This is a genomic window from Aeromonas sp. 600479 (assembly GCF_049175515.1).
GTDB lineage: Bacteria > Pseudomonadota > Gammaproteobacteria > Enterobacterales > Aeromonadaceae > Aeromonas > Aeromonas veronii_A.
On sequence record NZ_JAAKVF010000017.1, the window covers coordinates 33,351 to 56,011 of the forward strand.

A 22,661-nucleotide genomic window follows, 5' to 3' on the forward strand; every position below is an offset into this window, starting at 1 on the left:
TGTTTGCAGATGTTTTATCGCTAGAATGGCGACATATTGAACATCCCGTTAAGGAGTTAGAGATGGAGCTGTATCTCGATACCGCCGATGTGGCGGCAGTGCGTCGCTGGTCACGGATCCTGCCGTTGGCCGGTGTCACCACCAATCCTTCCATTACCGCCGCCGGGGGATTGCCGCTCTGTGAGCTGCTGCCCGCCCTGCGCGACGTACTAGGGCCCAAGGCGCGCCTGTTTGCCCAGGTGATGGCCAAAACCGAAACCGAGATGGTGCGTGAGGCGTTTGCCCTGCGTGAACTGGACCCGGATCTGGTGATCAAAATCCCGGTATGCGCAGAGGGGCTGGCGGCCATCAAGAGCCTGACCGCCAACGGCGTGCCGACTCTGGGCACCGCTGTCTATACCCCGCTGCAGGGTTGGCTGGCGGCGGTGGCGGGAGCGGAATATGTCGCGCCCTACGTTAACCGGCTGGATGCCCAGGGTGGCGATGGCATTGCCACCGTGCAGGAGTTGCAACAGCTGCTTGCGCTGCATGTTTCGGGTAGCAAGGTGCTGGCGGCGTCGTTCCGCACGCCCCGTCAGGCGCTCGACTGCCTGCTGGCGGGCTGCCAGTCCATCACTCTGCCGCTCGACGTGGCCGAACAGCTGTTGAGAGTGCCGGCGGTGGATGCGGCGCTGACGAAGTTTGATCAGGATTGGCAGCGCGCTTTCGGTTGCTGATCCCGGTGACAAGCTGATTACAGTGATTGAGGGGGGAGGGTGAAGAGGCGCGGGTGATAGGGATTGACCGACTAGACTAGAAAGAGGTGGCTACATTCGCTGGTCGCCTTGCAGCCTACTGGAGGTATCCCATGAGCGACCATCTGCTGCTCCCCCATGGTGAAGATTTACGTCGTGCGGTGCTTTGGCTCAGCGAGCATCACCAGCACGATATCGCCGCCATTGAAGAGGCCAGCCTGCGTTTTGATCTCTCGCCGCTGGATGAGGAGTTTTTGATCCGGCACTGGCTCGATAGTCAGCGCCAGTCGTGAGGACAGAGTTAGAAGAAGTTGGTGAGGTTGATACCAAACTCTTTGGGGTCGACCGTGCACTCGATGCTCTCCTTTACACTCGATCTGGCCAGATCCAGCCACTGCACATCGAGGTAGTGTCGCTGGGTAGCGTGATAGATCACCTTGACTACCGGCTTGAGCGGCTGCTGCTCGTTGCGCTGCATCACGATGGCCAACCGCTGGTTTGAAAGCTGTACCAGCGTTCCCACCGGATAGACCCCCATGCACTTGATGAACTTGGTCACCAGTTCTGCATCAAAGTGCTGATTGACTCCCTTTAGCAGAATGCGGAAGGCCTGGGTGGGTTGCATGCCAGCCTTGTAGACTCTGTCGGCAGTCACTGCGTCATAGACATCGACAATACCGCTCATGCGGGTATAGAGGGAGAGTTCATCCCCCTTCAGCCGCTGCGGGTAGCCGGTACCGTCGAGCCGCTCGTGGTGGTTTGCGGCTACCTCCAGCATGGTTGGGGTGATGCCGGGGGTATTGCGGAGAATGTCGTAGCTATGCACCACATGCTGGCGCATAATGGCAAACTCCTCGTCGGTCAGCTTGCCCGGTTTGTTGAGCACCTCGTCCGGCGTCATGATCTTGCCCACGTCGTGCAACAGCCCTCCCAGAGTCAACTCCTTGAGCACGCTGCGTTCCAGCCCCAGATAACGGCCGAAGTTGGCCAGCAGAATGGCCACGTTCATGGAGTGCTCCATCAGGTAAGCATCCTTGGCACGAATACGGGCCAGGCAGAGCATGGCATCGCCGTGGGTGAACATGGTGTCCACCATCTCTTCGGCGACTTGGGCCAATGGGGTAATGTCGATGGGCTCACCCGCCTTGAGGTGGCGAATGAACTTGCCTTGCAGCTCGCGTGCCTCTTGGTAAAGGCGGCGGATCTTCAGTTCCCCACCTTCTCCGTTGGCACTGGCACGGCGTCCCATCTGGGCGCTGTTGGCATTGAGGTTGGGGGAGGTAACGGCGTCACTCTCGGCACTGCCCAGCTTGCTGCGGGCCAGATCGATGCGTACCGTGAGCACCCCCTGACGTACCAGATTGGCAATTTGTGCCACGTTGGTCACCATGCCCATCCGGGCGATCTCCATCCCACCTGTCTGGCTGGCAATAGCAATCACATACATGCCGGGTTTCAGCTGGTTGACGGGAATGACGGGGTAGGATGCTTGAGACTTCATGAGGGCTTCCTGACTCTTATTATTATGTGTATCGTGCGAATGGCTCGCACCCGAGAAGTGTAACATCGGATGGTTGGTTCGTCATAATTGGCAGCTCCTTAACAGTGGCGTTGTCTCCTCCGCCCGATATAATGACGCCCCTTTACTTGTTGGACTCCGAGGTTGTGCATGCGGCTTGATAAATTTCTGTGCGATTGTTCCGATTTGACCCGTTCGCTGGCTGGCAAACTGATCCGTCAGGGAGAGGTCATGGTGGATGGTATTGTTGTCAAGCAGCCCGCCTTTCATATCAATGAGCAGAGTCAGGTCGAGTTTGACGGCGTATTGCTGACATTGGAGCAGCGCAACCGCTATTTCATGTTGCACAAGCCAGAAGGTTACGTCTGCTCCAACGAGGATCCGGATCATCCGACAGTCTTCTTCCTGATGGATGAGCCGGCCATGGGCAAGCTGCATGTAGTGGGGCGCCTTGACCTCGATACCACCGGGCTGGTGCTGGTGACCGACGATGGTCAATGGTCCCACCGCATCACCTCGCCGCGCCGTGAATGTGCCAAAACCTATCATGTATGGCTGGCCGATCCGGTGAGCCAGGATGCGATCGAGTTGTTCGCCGAAGGGGTCTACCTGCGCAATGAGACCGACAAAACCCGTCCAGCCCAGCTTGAAATCCTCGGGGAGTGTGAGGCCAGGCTGACCATTCATGAAGGCAAGTACCATCAGGTCAAGCGAATGTTTGCCTCCATCGGAAACAAGGTGGTGGGACTGCATCGCGAGCGAATTGGTGGCCTGACGCTGGATGAGGCGCTAGCTCCCGGTGAATACCGTGAGTTGACCGCTGAGGAGATTGCCCTGTTCTGAGCTGGGATGGTGCCGGGTGTCAATGAGTGCTGAAACCCAGCACCAGTGCCGTACCCAGGGTGGCAATCAGTGCCCCCGCCCAGGCGGCAACGGATGGCCGCTCCCCCGAGTGCCACCACAACAGCGGCAGCAGCAGTACCGGAGTGGTGGAGGAGAGAATCGCCACCATGCCCACCTCGCCTTGCCGCAACGCCATCAGGATCAGCGTCATCCCCAGTCCCATCGCCAGAAAACCGTTGGTGGCAATCATGGAGAGGATCTGGCGACTCACCGGTTTGAGCGGCATGGCGAGCGGCAAGCGCCCCAGCCGCAGGACGCAGTGGGCCAGCAGGGCACTGCCCATCCGGATACCCGATGCACTCACCGCGTCCACCTCACCACTCATCATCACTGGCTTGGCGATGATGGCTCCCACGCTCTGACACAGTGCCGCCGTCAGGCCAAGGCCAACTCCCAGCGCCAGATTGCCACGGATCTGCTCCCACTCGTTGCTGCTACTGCGTCTGCCAAACAGGATCGCCAGCATCACGCCGGCAAAGACCAGCATGGCCCCCAGCAGTCGCCAGCCCGTCAGCTGTTCATTAAAGAGCCAGAGCCCAAGCAGGGCGGAAAACAGCGCATGGCAGGAAAAAAGCAGGGCACTGCGTCTTGGCCCCAACCGGTTCATGCAGGCAAACAGCGCCGTATCGCCCACGAAGATGCCGACCAGCCCCGAGATGGCGAGCAGGGGCAGGGCGTTTGCGGTGAGGGTTTGCCAGCCACCGGTGAGCAGACTCATGGTGCCGAGCATCAGGCTGACCAGAAACATGCGCCAGCGGCTGTAGGCAAATGCGCCGAGATGACGGGCCGGTTTGACCGAAATTAGCGCTGCAACTGCCCATAAACTGGCCGACGCGAGGGCCAGCCACTCATAACCCATAAAAACTCCTGAAAAAATTAACCCGAAAGACTCCATCTCCCGGGCAAGCCCGATACAATACGGGGCGTTTTCGGGGATAACAAGAGCGGCATCAGGCATTCATCAGGCGCGCCGTCGGCCTTCCCCTCCTGCAGTGGTGTTATTCGAGGTTTTGTCATGAGGTATGGTTTCTTCCCCAAGCTGGCGCAACGCTGGCTCTCCCCGCTATTGCTTGCCGTGCTGGCTGGGCCCCTGGCCCATGCCACCACCGTTGAGCAGCAGCCTCTGCTTGCCGATCGGCAAACCCTGGTCAAGGGCAACGGTGCCGAGCCGGAGTCACTGGATCCGGCGCTGGTGCGATCCGGTTTTCCGGGGGAGGCGGTACTGGTCGATCTGTTTGAAGGGCTGGTCAGTGATGATGGGCAGGGGAATATCGTTCCTGCTCAGGCCCAGCGCTGGGAGGTGAGTGACGATGGGCTGGAGTGGCGATTCTTCCTGCGCCCTCAACTGAAATGGTCCAATGGCGAGCCGCTGGTGGCCGCTGATTTCGTCTATGCCTGGCGCCGTCTGCTCGATCCGGCCATCAACTCCCCTTCTGCCGGATTGCTGCTGGCGACGGGGATCAACAATGCGCAATCCATCTATGCCGGTGCGCTGGAGCTCGGCAATCTGGGCATTGAAGCGCAAAGTGATCAGATTTTGAAAATCACCCTGGAGCGGCCGGCTCCCTATTTCCTGCAGCTCATCAGTCAGCGCCCCTTTGTGCCGGTCAATCAGAAGGCGATAGCTAAATTTGGCAAACAGTGGACCGAGCCCGGCAAGCTGGTGAGCAATGGTGCTTACCGGCTGACAAGTTGGACGCCAAACGAGCGGATAGAAGCCGAGCGCAATATCCACTACTGGGATGACCTTCACACCCGTATCGGACGGGTCACCTATCTGCCGATCACTTCGCAACATGCCGAACGGCTGCGCTATGAGGCTGGTGAAATCCAGCTCACCAACAAGGTCTCCCTCGGCTATTACCAGAAGATGAAGCGCGAATCTCCGGAGCGGCTCTGGGGCTTGCCGCTGTTTGGTACCTATCTCTATGCGTTCAATTTGAAGCGCCCCGAACTGCAGGATGTGCGGGTGCGTCAGGCGCTCTCCATGGCGGTTGATCGACAGCAGCTCATTGGATCGGTGAGCGGGCAGGATGAACAGGCAGCATGGTCGCTGTTGCCGGAGATGCCGGGTTACCCCCGGGTGATATTGCCTGTGGCGCTTGAAGATATGCTAACCCGCCAGGCCAAAGCGGCAGCGTTGCTGTCAGCGGCAGGGTATAACAGTGCCAATCCACTCAAGCTGAGCATTACCTACAACAGCGCAGAAACCCACAAGCAGATGGCGATGGCCATTGCCGCCATGTGGCAGAAGCTGGGGGTACAGGTCACCCTCAACAGTCTGGAGTGGGGTGCCTATCAGGTGGCCAAGGATAGCGGTGATTTCCAGGTGGCCAGAAGCTTCCTGTTTGGCGATTACGTGGAGCCGTCTGCCATGTTGGGCAGCTTCCGTTGTCAGGATCTGCGCAACGAGAGCGGCTACTGCAATCCCGACTTTGATCTGTTGCTGGAGCAGGCTGCCAATACGCTGGACAGCGCGAGCCGGGTTGAACTCTACCGGCATGCCGAACAGTTGCTGCTTGAGGAGGCGCCGATCCTCCCCGTGTATCATTACAATCAGATGAGACTGGTTGACCCCACCCTGCGGGGACTGCCCAGCCAGAATTTGAAAGGGACGATTGCCACCAAGGATCTCTATTTCAGCCCGCAGTGAGGAGCATTTCATGAAACTTGCCATCATTTCCGACATCCACGGCAGCATCATTGCGCTGGAGCGGGTGCTGACCCAACTTGAGCCCTGGCAGCCGGATCACTATCTGCTGCTCGGCGATCTGCTCAACCATGGCCCGCGTAATCCTCTGCCGGAGGGATATAACCCGGCTGCGGTGGCCGATCGGCTCAACGAGCTGGCGCCACAGATCATCGCGGTGCGGGGCAATTGCGATTCCGAAGTGGATCAGATGCTGTTGCGCTTTCCCATCACAGCCCCCTACAACCAGTTGCTGGTCGATGAGCGGCGCTGGTTTGTCAGCCATGGCCATCTTTATCGCCCGGACGAGGTACAGCTACCGCCGGGTAGTCTGTTCCTGAGCGGCCACACCCATGTGCCGGTGCTGGAGTGGCAGGGGGAACGGATCTTGATGAACCCGGGGTCGATCTGTTTCCCGCGCGGCGAGTTGCCTGCCAGTTACGGGAGCTATGAGGACGGGATACTGCGCGTCAATGCGTGTGAGGATGGGCGAGAGTTGTTGCGACTGGTGCTTTAAAACTGCGAGCAAAAATGCAAGGCCTGATAAGAGATGTCAGGCCTTGATACCGTAGGAGCGGGTGCCAGAGCGAGTATTACCCTTGGCGTCATAGGTCAGGCTGTTGCGATCGCGCAGTTGACTCAGAAAGGTTGCCAGACGACGGTTTGAGACGATGCTCAATTCAAGCAATCGACCGTTGATATCATTTTGTGCCTGGCAGGCATCCAGTTTTGCACGAAGCTGCGCCATCTCGTCTGGATAGGCTGCCAGCTGCAGTGCCAGTTCCGGCATCTCTGCGAGGGTCTTGTCCAGCGTTTCTATCGCAGCAAGCAGCTGCTGTTTGCGCTCGGTCAGTGCAGGCAGGGCCAGTGCCTGATGCTGTTCGAGCAAGCTGAATTCCTCTTCCAGAATGCATTGCATCTGGCTGAGGTAATCATCTTGGGTGTGCAGTAACGAAGGTAAATCCATCATCCCAGAACTTTGTCCAGATTGGCCTCGAAACTGAACATCTTCTTGGCCACAGCGTCGCTGTTAACCTGATATTCGCCACTCGCGACGGCTTTCTTCAGTCGTTCAACCTTGCTCTCGTTGCCGGTTGAGGCGGTATTGAGGTTCTGTTGCATTTTTTGCAATTGTTGCGCCTCACTGGTCAAGGAGACTGAGTCCAGCTTGACAGTGGTCGCTTTGTTTTCGGGCGATGAGGTGACTGACTTGCTGCCTGTCCCCTGGCTATTAGCGGTATTTTGCAACCGATTATTCGCCAAGTTGTTGATATTGTTGATGGCCATTTTAGTTACCTTCGTCTGCTTTAAGGTTTGCTTACCTGTTTATCGGTGCGGCAGGTCAAAACTTTAGAAAAAATTGTTCAGGCTCCGGATATCAAAAAGTGACCGATGCGGCACCGACAGCTGTGACTTTACCTTCCACCGTTTTGCCGGAGCGAATATTGACGAGTTTGATGATCTCTCCGAAACTGCCATCTTGCAAGGCTCGGGCCATGGTTTTGATCTGGAAATTGCTGTTCTCGGCAGTCAGGGTGACCTGATCCCCTTTACATACCACGCAAACTTGGCTCAAACGGATGGGCTGTCCCGGTTTGATCTCCCGCTTGCTGCGGACTCCGATAAGAGGGGCTGTGTCAGTCAGGTAGTCGCCGCGGATCAGGGTTTGATCCTGAAACGCTACTACCAGCTGGCTTTCACTCAGCAGATCCCCTTTGGCTATCGGAGCCGTGACGGTAACAAAGGGTTTTTGAATACTGACCCTTACAGGTAAGTAGACATCCCAGGGTTTGTCTTCTTCACACTTAATGTAAACTGTTGTATTACGGCGAATTTCCATTTTTGCTGGTAAGCTGATGGTCAACAGATCTTCGCAACGGGTCAGTGGGAGTCTCTCATCAAGAGTCGCAGCTGTGACCTCTGCTCTGGCATCCAGCTGCAGATCGAGTTGGCTATAAACGAACTCTTCTGCCCGCTCCCTCAGATAGGTTGTGACCTCCGAGGCATAGCTGGAAGATATGCAGCCAAAAAAGAGGCTGATGAGTAAAAGTCGGTTAATCATTTTCGCTCGTCGGTCGATAAGTTGTTCACGCATATCACCATATTTAACTATGATTGCTTCAGAATCTGTTTGTTGTCACATCGATAGTCTGACGCAATCCATCACGCATGCATGATTAATGCCAAGCGTTTTTAGGGAGTGTTTATGGCCAGTATCCTGGACTCGGTCAACCAACGTACCCAGCTAGTGGGGCAAAACCGGCTGGAATTGTTGTTGTTTCGTCTTAATGGACGTCAAAGATTTGGCATCAACGTATTCAAAGTGCGTGAAGTGTTGCAGTGTCCCCCGTTGACCGTGATGCCCAAGTTGAACTCCTGTATTCGCGGGGTTGCTCATATTCGAGGCCAGACTATCTCGGTCATCGACCTCAGCATGGCGATGGGCAAGCGTCCAATTGAAGATTTGAGCAAGTGCTTCATTATCATCTCCGAGTACAACCGTTCTATTCAGGGTTTTTTGGTTCACTCTGTGGAACGCATTATCAATATGAATTGGGAGTCTATTCTGCCTCCCCCCAAGGGGGCCGGCCGTATCAACTATATGACGGCGGTTACCGAGGTTGATGGTGAGTTGGTCGAGATCCTCGACGTTGAGCGCATTCTCAACGAAATCTCTCCTGTTTCTACCGAGGTCAGTCAAGAGCTGGTGGAAGCCAGTGTCGAGCATCCGACCTTGGGGCGTCCTGTGCTGGTTGCTGATGACTCGTCTGTTGCACGCAAACAGGTACAGCGTGCGCTTGAGGCAATCGGTGTCGAATGTGTGCTGGCAAAAGATGGCCGCGAGGCATTGAATATGTTGCTGGAGATGACCAAAAATGGCCCTATCAAGGATCAGATTGCGCTGGTGATTTCTGATATCGAAATGCCTGAGATGGATGGCTATACCTTCACTGCCGAGATCCGGAATAATCCCAATCTCAAAGATTTGCATGTTATTCTGCATACCTCGCTCAGTGGTGTATTTAACCAGGCAATGGTGCAAAAAGTTGGTGCAAACAACTTTATTGCCAAATTCCAGCCTGATGAATTGGCCAAAGCCGTACAAAACGCACTCTAATTAAAGAAGAACAGCTGCATGAAGACACTTTCGGACGACTTATACAAACAGTTCAGCAACTTTCTTGCGGTACAGAGCGGAATCGTGCTGGGTGATAACAAACAGTATCTGGTGAAGAGCCGTCTCTCACCGTTGATGGCGCAGTTTGGCATCGAGAGTCTGTCTGAACTGGTCACCCGTGCAATGAGTGTGCGTGAGCGTGACCTGAAAATGGCGGTTGTTGATGCGATGACCACTAATGAAACACTCTGGTTTCGCGATACCTATCCGTTCCAGCTGTTGACCGACAAGATTTTTCCTGAACTGGGTAAAAGTGGTCGTCCTGTCAAGATTTGGTCTGCCGCTTCGTCTTCGGGGCAGGAGCCCTATTCTATCGCCATGACTGCGCTGGAGCAGCAGATGAAGAAACCGGGTACCTTGCCTGGTGGGGTGCAGATTGTCGGGACAGACATATCGACTACTATGCTGAATCAGTGTAAGGAAGGGGTATATGACAGTCTGGCATTGGCCCGCGGATTGTCGCCAGAGCGCAAGAAGATGTTTTTTGAGCCCTATGGTGATAACAAAATGCGGGTGGTAGAGCGAGTCAGAAAATTGACCACCTTCCGGCCGCTTAATCTGCTGGAAAGCTATAGTCTGCTCGGTAAATTTGACATCATTTTTTGCCGTAATGTGCTTATCTATTTTGCACCGGAAGTGAAGTCAAAAATCCTCAACCAGTTTGCCTCCAGCCTCAATCCTGGTGGGTACTTGATGCTGGGAGCCTCAGAATCACTTGCGGGACTGACCGACAGATTCGAGATGATACGCTGCAATCCCGGAATTGTTTACAAGGTCAAATAGCGTTGTAGCCCTTAGTATTCGAGGGTGTCGGGATTGTTGACACTGTTTATAAGAGGGGAGGCACTGCGCCTCCTTCTCTCTTTTCGGCTCCATTCATGATGGCATTGTGCCATGTTCCTATATACCGCACTGCAGAGCTTTTCATTCCGTCCACAAGGTTGAGCATACCTGGACTCGACAGCCAGCAGAGTCTTGTAAATCGTCTGGCACATCTCTTGCAGGCAAAATATACCAAGCAGGAGGTGTGCTATGGCTTTTTCATTTGACAAGGCATTTGGTATCCATCAATACACGCTGGGTGTTCGCGCCAAGCGTGCCGAGGTGTTGTCCAGTAATATCGCCAATGCGGACACGCCAGGTTTTAAAGCAAGAGATATCAACTTTGCACAGGCGTTGCAGGATGCCCAGCATAAACAGGGTTTTGGCCTGGTAACAACCAGTGAAAAGCACTTTGCCTTGAATATGGATGCCCCCGGTACTGTCCAATACCGCAATCCGTTGCAGCCCGATACGGGTGATGGCAACACGGTGGATGTGCAGCAGGAGCGGAGCGAGTTCTTGCGCAACAGTCTGGAGTACCAAACCTCCCTGGAATTTATGAACCGCAAGATCAGTGGCTTGCTTAAAGCCCTGAAAGGAGAGCAGTGATGAGTTTGTTCAAGGTCTTTGATATTGCCGGCTCGGCCATGAGTGCGCAGTCTGTGCGTCTCAACACGGTTGCCAGCAATATGGCCAACGCGGACAGCGTCAGCTCCAGCGTGGAAAACACTTACCACGCCAGGCGGCCAATTTTTGCCGCTCAGCTCGATCAAGCCATGTCAGATAAACAGGGGTCGGTCGGCGTTGAGGTGAAGGGCATTGTCGAAAGCAAGGCTCCACTGCTCAAGGAGTACAACCCTAACCACCCGATGGCGGACAAGGATGGCTTTATCTTCAAACCAAATGTCAACATGGTTGAAGAGATGGCTGACATGATCAATGCCTCGCGCAGCTACCAGACCAACGTACAGGTTGCAGATTCGGCCAAGAAGATGCTGCAGCAGACGCTTCAGCTTGGCAAATCCTGATAGGAGGGATGCAACATGGTCGATACCACCAACAGTGTGAACGGCATTGGCCGTACCACGGCCCAGACTACTGGCACCACCACTACGCCGAAGAAAGAGCTGGATCAGGCTTCGTTTATGAAACTGCTGACCATGCAACTGTCATATCAGGATCCCTTCAAGCCGGTGGACAATGCCCAGATGCTCTCCCAGATGGCTTCCATGTCGACCTCGGAGGGGATCAACAGTCTGTCTACCCAGATGGGCAAGCTCAATGAGCAAATGATCTCCAGCCAGGCTCTGCAAGCCTCTTCTCTGGTTGGCCAGAATGTGCTCTTGCCCAGCAATGTTGGCTATCTGGACAAGGAGGGCCCTATCTCAGGCGTAGTGCAGGTTGGCACTGCCAATAAATATGCGGGAATAAAGATTACCGTGGAAGATGAAGCTGGCCAGGTTATCAAGGAATTTAGCCTGGAAGGAGAGCAGAAGGGCAATGTGGAAATCGCCTGGGATGGCACTGACAAGGCAGGTAACCGGGTCAAACCTGGAAAATATGTGCTCAAGGCCAGTGGCAGTGTGGATGGCAAGGCGGAAACTATCCCTACATACGCTTATGGCAAGGTCGATAGCGTTGCCTTGGGGAATGCAACAAACCCCACACTGCTCAACTTGAAGGGATTGGGCAGTACCCTGCTGAGTTCCGTCCTTCAAATATCAGGAACCAATGCAAACCAGACGGTTACTCCGTCAAAAACCACGTCGACAGCATCGATCTAAGGAGCTGGATATGTCATTTAACAATGCCTTGAGCGGTGTTAACGCGGCACAAAAAGACTTGAACGTCACCGCTAACAACATTGCGAACGTTAATACTACGGGCTTTAAAGAGTCCCGTGCCGAGTTTGCGGATGTCTACGCCAACTCCATTTTTGTCAATGCCAAGACCCAGGTTGGTAACGGTGTGGCGACCGGTGCGGTGGCTCAGCAGTTTCATCAGGGGGCTCTGCAATTTACCAATAACGCGCTGGATTTGGCTATTCAGGGGAATGGCTTCTTTGTGACCTCTGACAGCTTGACTAACCTGGATCGCACCTATACTCGGGCTGGCGCGTTCAAGCTCAATGAAAACAGTTATATGGTTAACAATCAGGGCCATTATCTGCAAGGTTATGAAATTAATGCTGACGGTACGCCGAAAGCTGTGAGTATCAATGCGACCAAGCCGATCCAGATACCGGATCGAGCGGGTGAGCCTATAAAGACCAGCAAGGTTGAAGCGAGCTTCAATTTGCCTTCCAAGGCGACCCCCTTGTCGGCGGGAACAATGCCGGATCCTCTTGCGGTGCCTCCTGTGGTTGGCAGTCTGTCGAGTTTTGATCCAAAAGACTCGAAAACTTACTCGTCTTCCACGTCTGTTGTGGTGTACGACTCTTTAGGTGAACCCCATACCATCACCCAGTATTTCGTCAAAGAAGCAAGCGATGCGGATCCTACCAAACCGGCAGATCCTACAGCATGGCGTATGTATTTATATGAGGGCGACAAGCCTATTGATATTGATAGCGGGGTTCAAACCCAGATGGCAACAGGTGTGAATCCTGTACCGTTAGCTGCTCGTTTTACCTTTGGTGCCGATGGTAAAATGATCACCCCAACTACCCCTGCAACAATTCAAACAGTGGCGTTGGGGGCAGGCGGCGCAGGCATCATCACTAATGGTGCTGATCCCACTCAGACCTTTGAGATTTCGTTGGGCACAATAACCCAATATGCCTCACCGTTCGAAGTCAACAAGTTGTCACAGGATGGTTCCACAGTCGGCCGTTTGACCAAAGTCGAGATCACGCCGGATGGCATTGTGTCCGCGACTTACAGTAACGCGACAACCATCAAGGTGGCCATGGTGGCCATGGCAAAGTTTGCCAACTCACAAGGGTTGACCCAGATAGGAGATACCTCCTGGCGGCAATCCCTGCTCTCTGGCGATGCATTGCCGGGAACGCCCAACTCCGGCACCTTCGGTACCATCAAATCGTCGGCGCTGGAGCAATCCAACGTGGATTTGACCTCCGAACTGGTTGACCTGATCACTGCCCAGCGTAACTTCCAGGCCAACTCCCGCTCTCTGGAGGTAAATAGTTCGCTGCAGCAGACCATCTTGCAGATCCGTTAATTCCTCTCCGGCAACGGGGCACCTTGGGTGCCCCGTTTTTTTATAGATCTCTGCTGCCGAATGGTGCGGCATTCCCCCTTCTGTTGGCATCCAAATTGCAGCTCTGCTGTCAGAGTCATCTGTTTGACGGAGAATCCCATGGATCACCTGCTTTATATCGCCATGTCCGGGGCCAAAGAGAACATGAACAGCCTGGCTGTTCGCGGTAATAACCTCGCCAATGCCAATACCACCGGCTTTAAATCAGATTTCGAGCAGGCCCGCAGCATGCAGGCTTTTGGTGAGGGGCTGCCCAGTCGGGTATTTGCCATGACGGAACGTCCCGGCCAGAACTTGCAGCATGGCATGTTGATGACCACGGGGCGGGATCTTGACGTGGCGGTGGATGGTCCCGGCTGGATTGCAGTGCAAGATCCCAAGGGGGGGGAGGCCTATACCCGTATGGGAAATCTGCAGGTCAATGCGACTGGTAACCTGCAAACCTCGACCGGTCTGAACGTCGTGGATGACGGTGGTCAACCCATCGTGCTGCCAATGCCGATGGAGAAACTCGAAATCAATCGGGATGGCACTATCAGTGGTCGTCCTGAAGGGGCAGCTGCGAACTTGTCGGAAGATTTTCAGCGGATCAAGCTGGTTAACCCGGCTGCAGATGCGGTAGAGAAGGGGCAAGATGGTCTGTTCCGGCGCAAGGATGGCCAGAATGAACCCGCCTCGGCCAATGTTGGCCTGATTGCCGGCTCCCTGGAGGGGAGCAACGTCAATGTGGTGGATGAGATGACCAACCTGATCAGGTTACAACGACAGTTTGAAACCCAGGTCAAGATGATGAAAACGGCCGAAGAGAATGACGAGGCCCAAACCCAGTTGCTGCGTATCAGCTAATCGAGGAGTTACCTATGAATCCTGCACTCTGGATCAGCAAGACCGGGTTGGATGCTCAGCAGACCAATATTTCGGTCACATCGAACAACCTGGCGAACGCCAGCACCGTTGGTTTCAAGAAATCGCGGGCCATTTTTGAAGATTTGCTTTATCAGAACATTAATCAGCCCGGTGGCCGTTCGTCGGCCGATACCGAGCTCCCCTCCGGCTTGATGCTCGGTGCTGGAGCCAAGGTCGTGGCCACCCAGAAAAACCACAGCCAGGGCAACGTACAGACGACTGACAATTCGCTGGATCTGATGATCAGTGGCCGTGGCTACTTTGAAATCCAATTGCCCGACGGCAGCCTTGCCTATACCCGTAATGGGCAATTCACCCTTAACAGTGAAGGCACCATAGTGACACCGGGTAACGGCTATCCTCTGCAGCCAGAAATCCAGATTCCGGAAAATGCCCAGAGTGTCACTGTCGGCACTGATGGTCAGGTCTCGGTACAGCTCAAGGGGGATGGTGCCTCTCAGGTGGTCGGACAGATCACCCTGTCAGACTTTGTTAATGCCAGTGGCCTGCAGCCGATGGGTGAGAACATGTTTCTGGAAACCCAGTCCAGCGGTGCCGCCATTCAGGGGACTGCGGGGGCGGATGGTATGGGAGTCATTAAGCAAGGGATGCTGGAGAGCTCCAACGTTAACGTCACCGAAGAGCTGGTGAATCTTATCCAGGCTCAGCGAGTCTACGAGATGAACTCCAAAGTCCTCTCAGCGGTGGATGGCATGATGTCCTTCCTGATCCAGCGGACCTAATGGGGAGAGCCATGATGAAAAGCGTATGGATGCTGGGGTTGCTGGTGTTGGGGGGGTGTAGCAGTACTCCCAATACACCCAGGCCTGATGACCCCGAGTTTTCCCCCGTATACGGGGAGTCGGAACCGGTCTCGGTGAGACCGACGGGTGCTATTTTTCAACCGGATCAGGTTAATGGCATCTACTCGGACATCAAGGCGCACAAGGTGGGTGACATCATCACCATCGAGTTGTCGGAATCAACATCTGCATCGAAGAAGGCCAATACCCAGAGTGGCAAGGACAACAAGTTTAATCTGGAACCAGTGACGCTGGGGAGCGTACCGGTTACGGCCAGCCCCTATGATCTCTCCGCATCCATCGGTCAAAACAGTGCGTTCAAGGGGCAGGCAAAAGCAGATCAAAGCAACAGTTTGCAGGGCAATATTTCGGTCAGTGTGGCCAAGGTACTGCCCAATGGCAATCTGCTGGTACGAGGTGAGAAGTGGATCATGCTCAACAATGGCAATGAGTATATCCGTATCACCGGCCTGATTAGACCGGAGGATGTCACCTCGGATAACAGTGTGTCATCCCAGAAAGTCGCCAATGCCCGCATTTATTACGGTGGTACCGGCGATCTGGCCAATACCCAGGAACAGGGATGGCTTACCAGCTTTTTCAATGGTCCCTGGTGGCCGCTCTAGGAGATGTTATGAAGTCACTCCGTCTCTTGACTCTGCTCTGCTGTCTGCTGCCCTTGGGGCTGGCGAATGCCGCTCGGATAAAGGACATCAGCTCAGTGGAGGGGGTGCGTAGCAACCAGTTGATCGGTTACGGTCTGGTCGTGGGCCTGCCAGGTACCGGCGAGAAGAACAACGCCTTTACCGAGCAGACCTTCCGCACCATGCTCAACAACTTCGGCATCAAGGTCCCGGACAACATCAAACCCAAGATCAAGGATGTGGCGCCGGTGGCGATCCATGCGGATTTGCCGCCGTTTGCCAAGCCGGGCCAGACTATCGACGTCACTGTCTCTGCCATCGGTGAGGCCAAGAGCCTGCGCGGTGGTACGCTGCTGCAGAGTTTCCTGAAAGGGCTGGATGGGCGGGTCTATGCAGTCGCACAGGGCAGCCTGGTGGTAGGCGGGCTGGGTGCCGAGGGGGCTGATGGCTCCAAGGTAGTGGTCAATACTCCGACCGTCGGCCGGATTGCCAATGGTGCAACCGTAGAGCGAGAGGTGCCCAACTCATTTAGTCAGGGAGATACGATCACCTTCAACCTCAACCGCCCCGACTTTACTACTGCGCGTCGGCTGGCTGACGTAGTCAACGATCTGGTGGGGCCCAATACCGCTCAGGCTCTGGATGCCACCTCGGTCAAGGTCTATGCCCCGCGGGATCCGGGCCAGCGTGTCTCCTATCTGGCGACTATCGAGAACCTGGAGGTGGACCCGGCCAACGAGGCGGCCAAGATCATCGTCAACTCTCGTACAGGCACCATCGTTATCGGCAGTCAGGTGAAGCTCAAACCGGCTGCTATCAGTCACGGTGGTTTGACGGTGACCATCGCCGAAAACCAGCAGGTCTCTCAACCCAACCCGCTGGCGGGGGGCGAGACCACGGTCACCAACAACTCGACCATCAATGTCCAGCAGGAGCCTGGGCGGATGTTCAAGTTTGATACCGGTGCGACCCTGGACGATCTGGTCCGGGCGGTCAATCAGGTTGGCGTCGCCCCCGGTGATTTGATGGCTATTCTTGAGGCGCTGCAGCAGGCCGGCGCTATCGAGGGGCAACTGGTCATATTGTAACTGGCGGCAAGTGATTGCCACGGGTGGCAATGAGGTAAACAAAATGGCGGAGTTTGACACCAACAGCGGCATTAATCTCGGGGTGGTACAGGATATCAAGAACCTGGACCGTCTGCGCCAGATGAGCCACAGCAAAGAGGGGCAGGCCGAGGCACTGCAGGGAGCTGCGCGCCAGTTCGAGTCAATCTTTACCCAGATGCTGTTTCAGAGCATGCGTCAGGCCAACGGGGTATTGACTCAGGACAACCCGATGAACAGTAGCTATACCCAGTTCTATGAAGGGATGCTGGATGAACAGAGAGTGGCAGACATGTCCAGCAAGGGGGGGCTTGGATTGGCTGACATGGTGGCCAGGCAGCTCTCACCGGAGACATTTGTCCACCAGGATGGTCGGGTGCTGAAGATGCCGCAGCGTACGGAACGAGTTTATAAACCCTACGAACCACCCACGACGGCAGCCACTGATTTGATCTCAGCATCAAAAGTTGGCAAAGATTTTGCTGAAAAAGAGATGGAAAAGGGGAAAACCCCGCTCGTCATGCCCACGCGCGCCCACCGTAGTGTACCGCCAATGGTGCCTGTGGCTCACCATCGTAGTCATGGGGAGGGGAGCGCACAGTTTGATAGTCCGGAAGCGTTTGTGCAGCACCTGATGCCGTTAGCCAAGAAGGCTGCGGACAAGTTGGGATTGAGTCCGGCGGTGCTGGTGGCTCAGGCGGCATTGGAAAGTGGTTGGGGCAAGCGGGTGATCAAGGATGGAGAGGGGCAGATGACTCATAACCTGTTTGGCATCAAGGCCGACCCTCGCTGGGAGGGCCCCAGGGCGGTCGTCAGCACCCTGGAATATGAAGAGGGCGTCGCATCCCGCCAGAAAGCGGCATTTCGTTCGTATGGCTCGTTTGAAGAGAGCTTCAATGACTATGTGGACTTTCTCACCTCGGGTTCGCGCTACAAGGGGGCCCTGGCCAAGGTGGACAGTCCGGATCGCTACTTCGAGGCATTGCAACAGGCAGGTTATGCCACCGATCCGCACTACGCCAGAAAACTGAAACAGGTATTGCGCAGTGATGCCATTGCCCGATACAACGAGATGGAGCTGTAAATATGGCAAGCGATCTGCTTGGAATTGGATCATCGGGCGTGCTGGCCCAGCAGCGTCTGTTGCAGAGCACCAGTAACAACATCGTGAACGTCAATAGCCAGGGCTATGTGCGCGAGCGTACGCTGGTGTATACCAATGCCATCGGTCTTGGTACCGGTGATATCAAGACCGAGCGAGTGATCAACAGCTATATGCAGGGAGAGGTGCGTCGCGATACCTCTGCCTTTTACGCATCTCTGACCCATTACGAACAGCTGGCCGATGTGGATCGCCTGCTGGGAGACACCAGCAACAGTGTGGGTGAGACCATTACCTCTTATTTCAAGTCCTTTCATTCGGCAAATGAATCGCCCGCCGAGATCGGGGGCCGCAAGGTAGTGATGACGGAGTTGAGTGGTATGGTAAACCGATTTCACACACTATCGGCCCAGCTCGACAAGCACAGCGATACCCTCAATACCCGTATTGAAGATGAAACCAAGCAGGTCAACAGCTTGTTGACCAGTATCAATGATCTCAACCAGGCGATCATTCGCACTCAGGGATCACCCGAAGAGAACCTGATGTTGTTTGATCAGCGTGACGAGGCAATAAGACAGCTTTCCGAGAAGATGGATATTCGCACCGTTGCTCAACCCAACGGTAGCATGCTGGTCAATATGAGTACTGGTCATTCGCTGATCCTGGATGGAGGCGTTGCCCAGTTCAAGGTGGTGGCAGGAGACCCTGATTCCCGTGATCAGGAGTTGCAACTGACCCTTGGCGACAATCAGGCTCTCATTGATCACGATACGTTTGGGGGAGCCATAGGAGGGTTGTTCAAGGCGCGTACCGACCTGGAGCCGACCAAGCGTGAGCTGGGGCAGTTGGCCGTTGCGATGGCAGATGCCATGAATCAGCAAAACCGTCTCGGGATGGATCTGGACAACGAGTTGGGCAGCGATATTTTCACCCTGCCAACCAGCAAGGGATTGCCTTATGGCGACAACACGGGGTCGGTCGGGGCGAATGTCAGCTTCGTCGCAGGCAAAGGAAGCTCAGTGACCCCTTTCGATTATGAAGTACGCTTTAGCAGTGCGACCGGATATGAGGTGTTCTCGCTGGACAAAGCAGGAAATCGAACTTCTGTGGCAACAGGCACCACGCCGCCAGCGACGTTTGAACTGGCTGGTCACGGGATCTCGATCGATCTTACCGGCACACCGGCGGCAGGAGACAAGCTGCTACTGCAACCGGCAAAGGGGGCTGCTGCCGGGCTTGCTCAGCAGATCACCCGGCCGGAAGACCTGGCCCTGGCTGCACCGCTTAAAGTGCAGAAGACAACCAACAACATCGGCAGTGCGGACATTAAACTGGATGGTGTCTTCAATACCGGAACGGGTTCCGGTTTTGGTACCAATAGCCTGGATCCCGCCGCGCCCCAGATCGTCAAGATCGGCAACAACGGCAACTATGAGGTATATGCCGGTGATGGGACTACCTTGATAGGAATCGCTCCGGCAGCCAGCAAAGGGCAGAATTTGATGGCATCTATCGTCAGCCCCTTTCCGAGCGGACCCGCGGTCTATAGCAACCCTAAACAGAGCCCGGGCTACGAGTTCAGTATTACCGGCACAGTAGTACAAACCGACAGCTTCCAGCTCAGTTACAATACCAATGGTTTTGCTGACAACAGTAATGGCTTGGCTATGGCGGAGTTGCAAAACAAGGATCTGGTGCGCAAGAGTACCAACGGGGGAACGACCAACGACAAGATGACTTTCAACCAGGCTTACTCAGGCTTGGTGATGGAAGTGGGCAACAATACGAGCCAGGCAAAAACTCAGCTTAAAGCCAATGAATCCAAGCTGATCCAGAGTACCGGGATCTATGAGAGCGTCTCCGGGGTCAATCTGGAGGAGGAGGCGGCCAATCTGATCCGTTTCCAACAATCTTATGCGGCATCCGCCCAGGTGGTCAGTACGGCCAAAACCATCTTCGATACATTGCTTTCGTCCGTGAGGTAACGTCATGCGCATCACCACCAACATGATCTACGATCGGAATCTTTACTCCCTGACCAATACCAACGAGCGGCTGGACAAGGCCTATCAGCAGTTGCAAACCGGCAACAAGTTTCAGACTGCTGGTGAAGATCCAGCAGGCATGAGCCAGAAGATGGCATTGACCAAAGAGATTGAGTTGTTCAAACAGTACAGTGTGAATGGCAGTTTGCTGCAGAACAGCCTGGGACATGAAGAGACAGTATTGGACTCTCTCAATACTGCGATGCTCAGTGCTCAGACCCTGATCCAGAAATCCAATAATGGTGCCATTAGCCTGGATGACCGAAAGGCCATTGCCAGCGAACTGGAAGGGTTGCAGCAGCAAATGTTTGACCTGATGAACAGCAAGAACTCATCGGGTGAATTTATTTTCGGGGGCAATCAGAGCAAGACCCAGCCCTATGTGAAAGATGCCAACGGTAAATACATTTATCAGGGAGATCCTGGCCAGCGAAATATTCAGGTATCGCCCACAGTGCAAATTGCTGCCAATGACTCCGGACAAGATCTGTTTGAAATCGTAGCAACCAGAAGAACCGCCAGTGCCACCAGTGCGAATATCAAGGTCGGGGTCGGGGATCAGGGGGATTTTGATAATTTCTATAAATCCAGTTACGACCCGGCACTGCCCAGCAACACCTACACAGTCTCCACCACAATTGGCCCGCCCGATACCTATGATATCAAGGATGCGGGTGGCAATACCCTGCAGACAGGTAATTACACTCCCGGTACCAAAATACCGTTCAATGGTCTCGAACTGACACTGGATCAGCCTGCAGGTGGTGCAGCACAGCAGTTTGCTCTCAATCCTCCCAAGAATGACAACGTGTTGAACGGGATGTCAGACTTCATTACGGCTCTGCGTGATCCCAATATTTCAGCCGAGAGTTTTGAGCAAAAAGTGGCCGATGCCACCGTTCATATGAAAAATGCCCGTTTGAACATTGATCATGGGCTGGGTGAACTGGGTGGCCGGATGAACAGTCTGGAGCAGGTGATGGGTTCCAACGAGGGGTTGAGCACCCTCAATGCCGAGGCGAGAGCCAAGGTGTCGGAAGCCGATCTCTATGAGGTAATTTCAGCACTGTCAAAAGAGGATGCGGCATTGAGTGCCTCGCAGCTCTCGTTCAGCAAAATAAGTCGTCTGACGCTATTTGACTATATTCGCTAAGAAAAGGCCCCTATGGGGCCTTTTTGCTATGCATCCCCGGCAGAGTTCCCCTGATATGTTCCGACAATTGTAACAAGCTGTTGCCATACCCTGTTTCCTGGTTGAGGCGGGGTTGACCTCCCTGTGGGATTGGATAATCATGCCGCCCGCACAACAGAGCGTTGTGCAAGTTTAATTGCAGCATCTCGTTAGGCGAGGCTCCTGTATAAACACAGGCCACTGATCTCACGACGTCCAGAGACGCCCAAGATCAGGACAGTTTTCATCGGATTAAGGTGTAAACCCAAGTGGCTTCCGGCATGCCGGATACGTTATGCAGTGCTAAAGCTGGTACGTGGGGATGATGACACGCCGAACGGCGTCATTTCCTGCCTATTACTCGTCAATCAAATTGCTGTTTTCTTTCAGATGGCGAACGGATCTCCGCTCGCGCTCAGGCTCGCCTGAAATCACATGGGATTATTTGTGATGAAGAAAACACACACCATTCTCAACCGTCATCAACTGCTCGATCTCGCCAGCCTGCAAGGCTGGTTGGAACACAATCTGGATCCGGTTCAGCGCGCCGATCAACTGCTGACCCTGCGTCCGGAAGAGCTCAACTGCATCTTTGATACCTTGCCTGTGCCGCAGGGGGCTGAACTTATCGCCTCTCTCTCGGCAGAGAGTGCGGGACGCCTGTTGCAGCGCATGCATGGCAGTATCGTCAGTGTCTTGCAAGAAGCCATTCCCCGTCGCGAGATGGTGGCTATCCTGCGCAAGCTCGGCCGTCAGGATCGCACCATGCTGTTGGCGCGTTTTCCGACCCAGGCTCAGGCCATGTACTACTCCCTGCTCGACTGGCCTACCGAGTCGGTCGGGGCCAACATGCGTCATGAATACCTGGCCGTGAGCGAACAGGATACCGTGGGCAAGGCCAAACAGCTGATCCACGATGCCTGGGACAATGCCCAGCTGTTTCGCCACATCTATGTGGTCAACGCGGATGGGCGTCTGCAGGGGAGCATCTCGCTCAAGACTCTGCTGATCGCTGACCCGCTGGCCAGCGTCGCAACTCTGATGGACCGTGAAACGGTGCGGATCAACGCCCGTGCGGATCAGGAGCTGGCGGCGCGCCTACTGATCGACCGCGACCTGTCGGTATTGCCGGTTGAGGATCAGGGGCGGCTGGTCGGTATTTTCCACGTTGATGATGCCGCCGATATTCTGGAGCTCGAATCCACCGAGGATGCCGAGATGCAGGGGGGGTCATCGCCGCTGGATACCCCCTATCTGCAGGCAACGCCCTGGCAGTTGTGGCGCAAGCGGGTGGGCTGGTTGCTCATTCTGTTTGTGGCCGAAGCCTATACCGGCACCGTGCTGCGGGCTTTCGAGGAGCAGTTGGAAGCGGCCATTGCCCTGGCATTCTTTATCCCTCTGCTGATCGGTACCGGCGGTAACAGCGGTACCCAGATCACCACTACCATAGTACGCGCCATGGCGGTAGGGGAGGTGAGTCTGCGCAACCTCGGCACCGTGCTGAAGAAGGAGCTCTCTACCGGTCTGCTCATCTCGGCGGCCATTGCGCTGGCGGCCTGGGTGCGAGCCTGGAGTCTGGGGGTGGGTCCCCAGATTGGCATGGTAGTTACTCTGACCATCATCGCCATCGTGCTCTGGAGTGCCACCGTGGCGTCGGTGATCCCCATGGTGCTGCGCCGCTTCCGTATCGACCCTGCGGTCGTATCGGCTCCCTTTATCGCGACGCTGGTGGATGGTACAGGTCTTATCATCTACTTCGAGATTGCCAAGTTGCTGCTGCCCGAACTGCAGTAAACCACAACCTGAGAATGCAAAAG

At 55.0% G+C, this 22,661-nt stretch carries 24 protein-coding genes and 1 riboswitch; of the genes, 19 read left to right on the plus strand and 5 right to left on the minus strand.

Translation table 11 applies throughout. The features are described 5' to 3' along the window. The first annotated feature begins 62 nt into the window (after nt 1-62). A complete protein-coding gene (gene fsa / locus G5149_RS16540; protein ID WP_421213035.1) occupies nt 63-716 on the plus strand; it encodes a fructose-6-phosphate aldolase in 654 nt (217 codons plus the stop codon). 131 nt (nt 717-847) lie between these two features. Continuing rightward, on the plus strand, nt 848-1,027 hold the full coding sequence (locus G5149_RS16545) for a hypothetical protein (RefSeq protein WP_005344504.1): 180 nt from the start codon (nt 848-850) through the stop codon (nt 1,025-1,027). 8 nt (nt 1,028-1,035) lie between these two features. Here the strand turns inward: G5149_RS16545 and G5149_RS16550 are convergent, their stop codons facing one another. Further along, the gene (locus tag G5149_RS16550; RefSeq protein ID WP_421213037.1) at nt 1,036-2,235 is read right to left on the minus strand and encodes an HD-GYP domain-containing protein; all 1,200 of its coding nucleotides are present in this window, start codon (nt 2,233-2,235) and stop codon (nt 1,036-1,038) included. A 168-nt stretch (nt 2,236-2,403) separates the two neighbouring features. Between G5149_RS16550 and rsuA the strand changes: the two genes are divergently transcribed. After that, nucleotides 2,404-3,096, plus strand: coding sequence for a 16S rRNA pseudouridine(516) synthase RsuA (gene rsuA, locus G5149_RS16555; RefSeq protein WP_005344508.1), 693 nt, complete (start codon nt 2,404-2,406; stop codon nt 3,094-3,096). Nucleotides 3,097-3,115: 19 nt separating this feature from the next. On the opposite strand, the gene G5149_RS16560 is transcribed toward rsuA, so the two are convergent. After that, nucleotides 3,116-4,015, minus strand: a complete 900-nt coding sequence (locus G5149_RS16560; RefSeq protein ID WP_421213040.1) for a DMT family transporter — start codon at nt 4,013-4,015, stop codon at nt 3,116-3,118. A 156-nt stretch (nt 4,016-4,171) separates the two neighbouring features. Between G5149_RS16560 and G5149_RS16565 the strand changes: the two genes are divergently transcribed. Beyond that, nucleotides 4,172-5,809 (plus strand): peptide ABC transporter substrate-binding protein, encoded by a 1,638-nt coding sequence (locus tag G5149_RS16565; protein ID WP_421213042.1) that lies wholly within the window; start codon nt 4,172-4,174, stop codon nt 5,807-5,809. Nucleotides 5,810-5,819: 10 nt separating this feature from the next. Then, entirely contained in the window at nt 5,820-6,362 is a 543-nt protein-coding gene (gene yfcE / locus G5149_RS16570) for a phosphodiesterase (RefSeq protein WP_216979075.1), read from the plus strand. 36 nt (nt 6,363-6,398) lie between these two features. Here yfcE and G5149_RS16575 read toward each other — a convergent pair whose 3' ends face one another. The 3 genes from G5149_RS16575 to flgA form a co-directional block, all read right to left on the minus strand. Next, nucleotides 6,399-6,815 (minus strand): flagella synthesis protein FlgN, encoded by a 417-nt coding sequence (locus tag G5149_RS16575; RefSeq protein ID WP_041234173.1) that lies wholly within the window; start codon nt 6,813-6,815, stop codon nt 6,399-6,401. Then, nucleotides 6,812-7,132, minus strand: coding sequence for a flagellar biosynthesis anti-sigma factor FlgM (gene flgM / locus G5149_RS16580; protein ID WP_005344518.1), 321 nt, complete (start codon nt 7,130-7,132; stop codon nt 6,812-6,814). Before flgM ends, G5149_RS16575 begins: the two co-directional genes overlap by 4 nt. Nucleotides 7,133-7,223: 91 nt before the next feature. Beyond that, nucleotides 7,224-7,907, minus strand: coding sequence for a flagellar basal body P-ring formation chaperone FlgA (gene flgA / locus G5149_RS16585; RefSeq protein ID WP_005344521.1), 684 nt, complete (start codon nt 7,905-7,907; stop codon nt 7,224-7,226). A 144-nt stretch (nt 7,908-8,051) separates the two neighbouring features. On the opposite strand from flgA, the gene G5149_RS16590 reads away from it, so the two are divergent. From G5149_RS16590 to mgtE, 14 genes are all read left to right on the plus strand, one after another. Beyond that, nucleotides 8,052-8,963, plus strand: coding sequence for a chemotaxis protein CheV (locus G5149_RS16590; RefSeq protein ID WP_005344523.1), 912 nt, complete (start codon nt 8,052-8,054; stop codon nt 8,961-8,963). An 18-nt stretch (nt 8,964-8,981) separates the two neighbouring features. Continuing rightward, entirely contained in the window at nt 8,982-9,806 is an 825-nt protein-coding gene (locus tag G5149_RS16595) for a CheR family methyltransferase (protein WP_005344525.1), read from the plus strand. Nucleotides 9,807-10,055: 249 nt separating this feature from the next. Continuing rightward, nucleotides 10,056-10,454, plus strand: coding sequence for a flagellar basal body rod protein FlgB (gene flgB, locus G5149_RS16600; protein WP_005344526.1), 399 nt, complete (start codon nt 10,056-10,058; stop codon nt 10,452-10,454). Continuing rightward, on the plus strand, nt 10,454-10,873 hold the full coding sequence (flgC, locus tag G5149_RS16605; protein ID WP_005344527.1) for a flagellar basal body rod protein FlgC: 420 nt from the start codon (nt 10,454-10,456) through the stop codon (nt 10,871-10,873). The genes flgB and flgC overlap by 1 nt, the downstream gene beginning before the upstream one ends. A 15-nt stretch (nt 10,874-10,888) precedes the next feature. Then, nucleotides 10,889-11,629, plus strand: coding sequence for a flagellar hook assembly protein FlgD (locus G5149_RS16610; protein WP_005344528.1), 741 nt, complete (start codon nt 10,889-10,891; stop codon nt 11,627-11,629). Nucleotides 11,630-11,639: 10 nt separating this feature from the next. Then, complete coding sequence (gene flgE, locus G5149_RS16615) at nt 11,640-13,025, plus strand: flagellar hook protein FlgE (RefSeq protein ID WP_216979074.1); 1,386 nt, start codon at nt 11,640-11,642, stop codon at nt 13,023-13,025. A gap of 138 nt (nt 13,026-13,163) precedes the next feature. Further along, entirely contained in the window at nt 13,164-13,910 is a 747-nt protein-coding gene (gene flgF, locus G5149_RS16620) for a flagellar basal-body rod protein FlgF (RefSeq protein ID WP_005344530.1), read from the plus strand. A 14-nt stretch (nt 13,911-13,924) separates the two neighbouring features. Next, complete coding sequence (gene flgG, locus G5149_RS16625) at nt 13,925-14,713, plus strand: flagellar basal-body rod protein FlgG (RefSeq protein WP_005344532.1); 789 nt, start codon at nt 13,925-13,927, stop codon at nt 14,711-14,713. A gap of 14 nt (nt 14,714-14,727) precedes the next feature. Then, complete coding sequence (gene flgH / locus G5149_RS16630; protein ID WP_421213076.1) at nt 14,728-15,399, plus strand: flagellar basal body L-ring protein FlgH; 672 nt, start codon at nt 14,728-14,730, stop codon at nt 15,397-15,399. A gap of 8 nt (nt 15,400-15,407) precedes the next feature. Further along, nucleotides 15,408-16,505: a flagellar basal body P-ring protein FlgI gene (locus tag G5149_RS16635; protein WP_421213045.1), complete on the plus strand. Its 1,098-nt coding sequence runs from the start codon at nt 15,408-15,410 to the stop codon at nt 16,503-16,505. A gap of 43 nt (nt 16,506-16,548) precedes the next feature. Next, on the plus strand, nt 16,549-17,607 hold the full coding sequence (gene flgJ / locus G5149_RS16640; RefSeq protein ID WP_216979073.1) for a flagellar assembly peptidoglycan hydrolase FlgJ: 1,059 nt from the start codon (nt 16,549-16,551) through the stop codon (nt 17,605-17,607). A 2-nt stretch (nt 17,608-17,609) separates the two neighbouring features. Next, a complete protein-coding gene (locus tag G5149_RS16645; protein WP_421213047.1) occupies nt 17,610-19,613 on the plus strand; it encodes a FlgK family flagellar hook-associated protein in 2,004 nt (667 codons plus the stop codon). Nucleotides 19,614-19,617: 4 nt separating this feature from the next. Beyond that, nucleotides 19,618-20,826: a flagellar hook-associated protein FlgL gene (gene flgL, locus G5149_RS16650; protein WP_421213049.1), complete on the plus strand. Its 1,209-nt coding sequence runs from the start codon at nt 19,618-19,620 to the stop codon at nt 20,824-20,826. 177 nt (nt 20,827-21,003) lie between these two features. Further along, nucleotides 21,004-21,173: riboswitch (M-box (ykoK) riboswitch) on the plus strand. Nucleotides 21,174-21,294: 121 nt separating this feature from the next. Continuing rightward, nucleotides 21,295-22,638, plus strand: a complete 1,344-nt coding sequence (mgtE, locus tag G5149_RS16655) for a magnesium transporter (protein ID WP_279008733.1) — start codon at nt 21,295-21,297, stop codon at nt 22,636-22,638. Nucleotides 22,639-22,661: the final 23 nt, after the last annotated feature.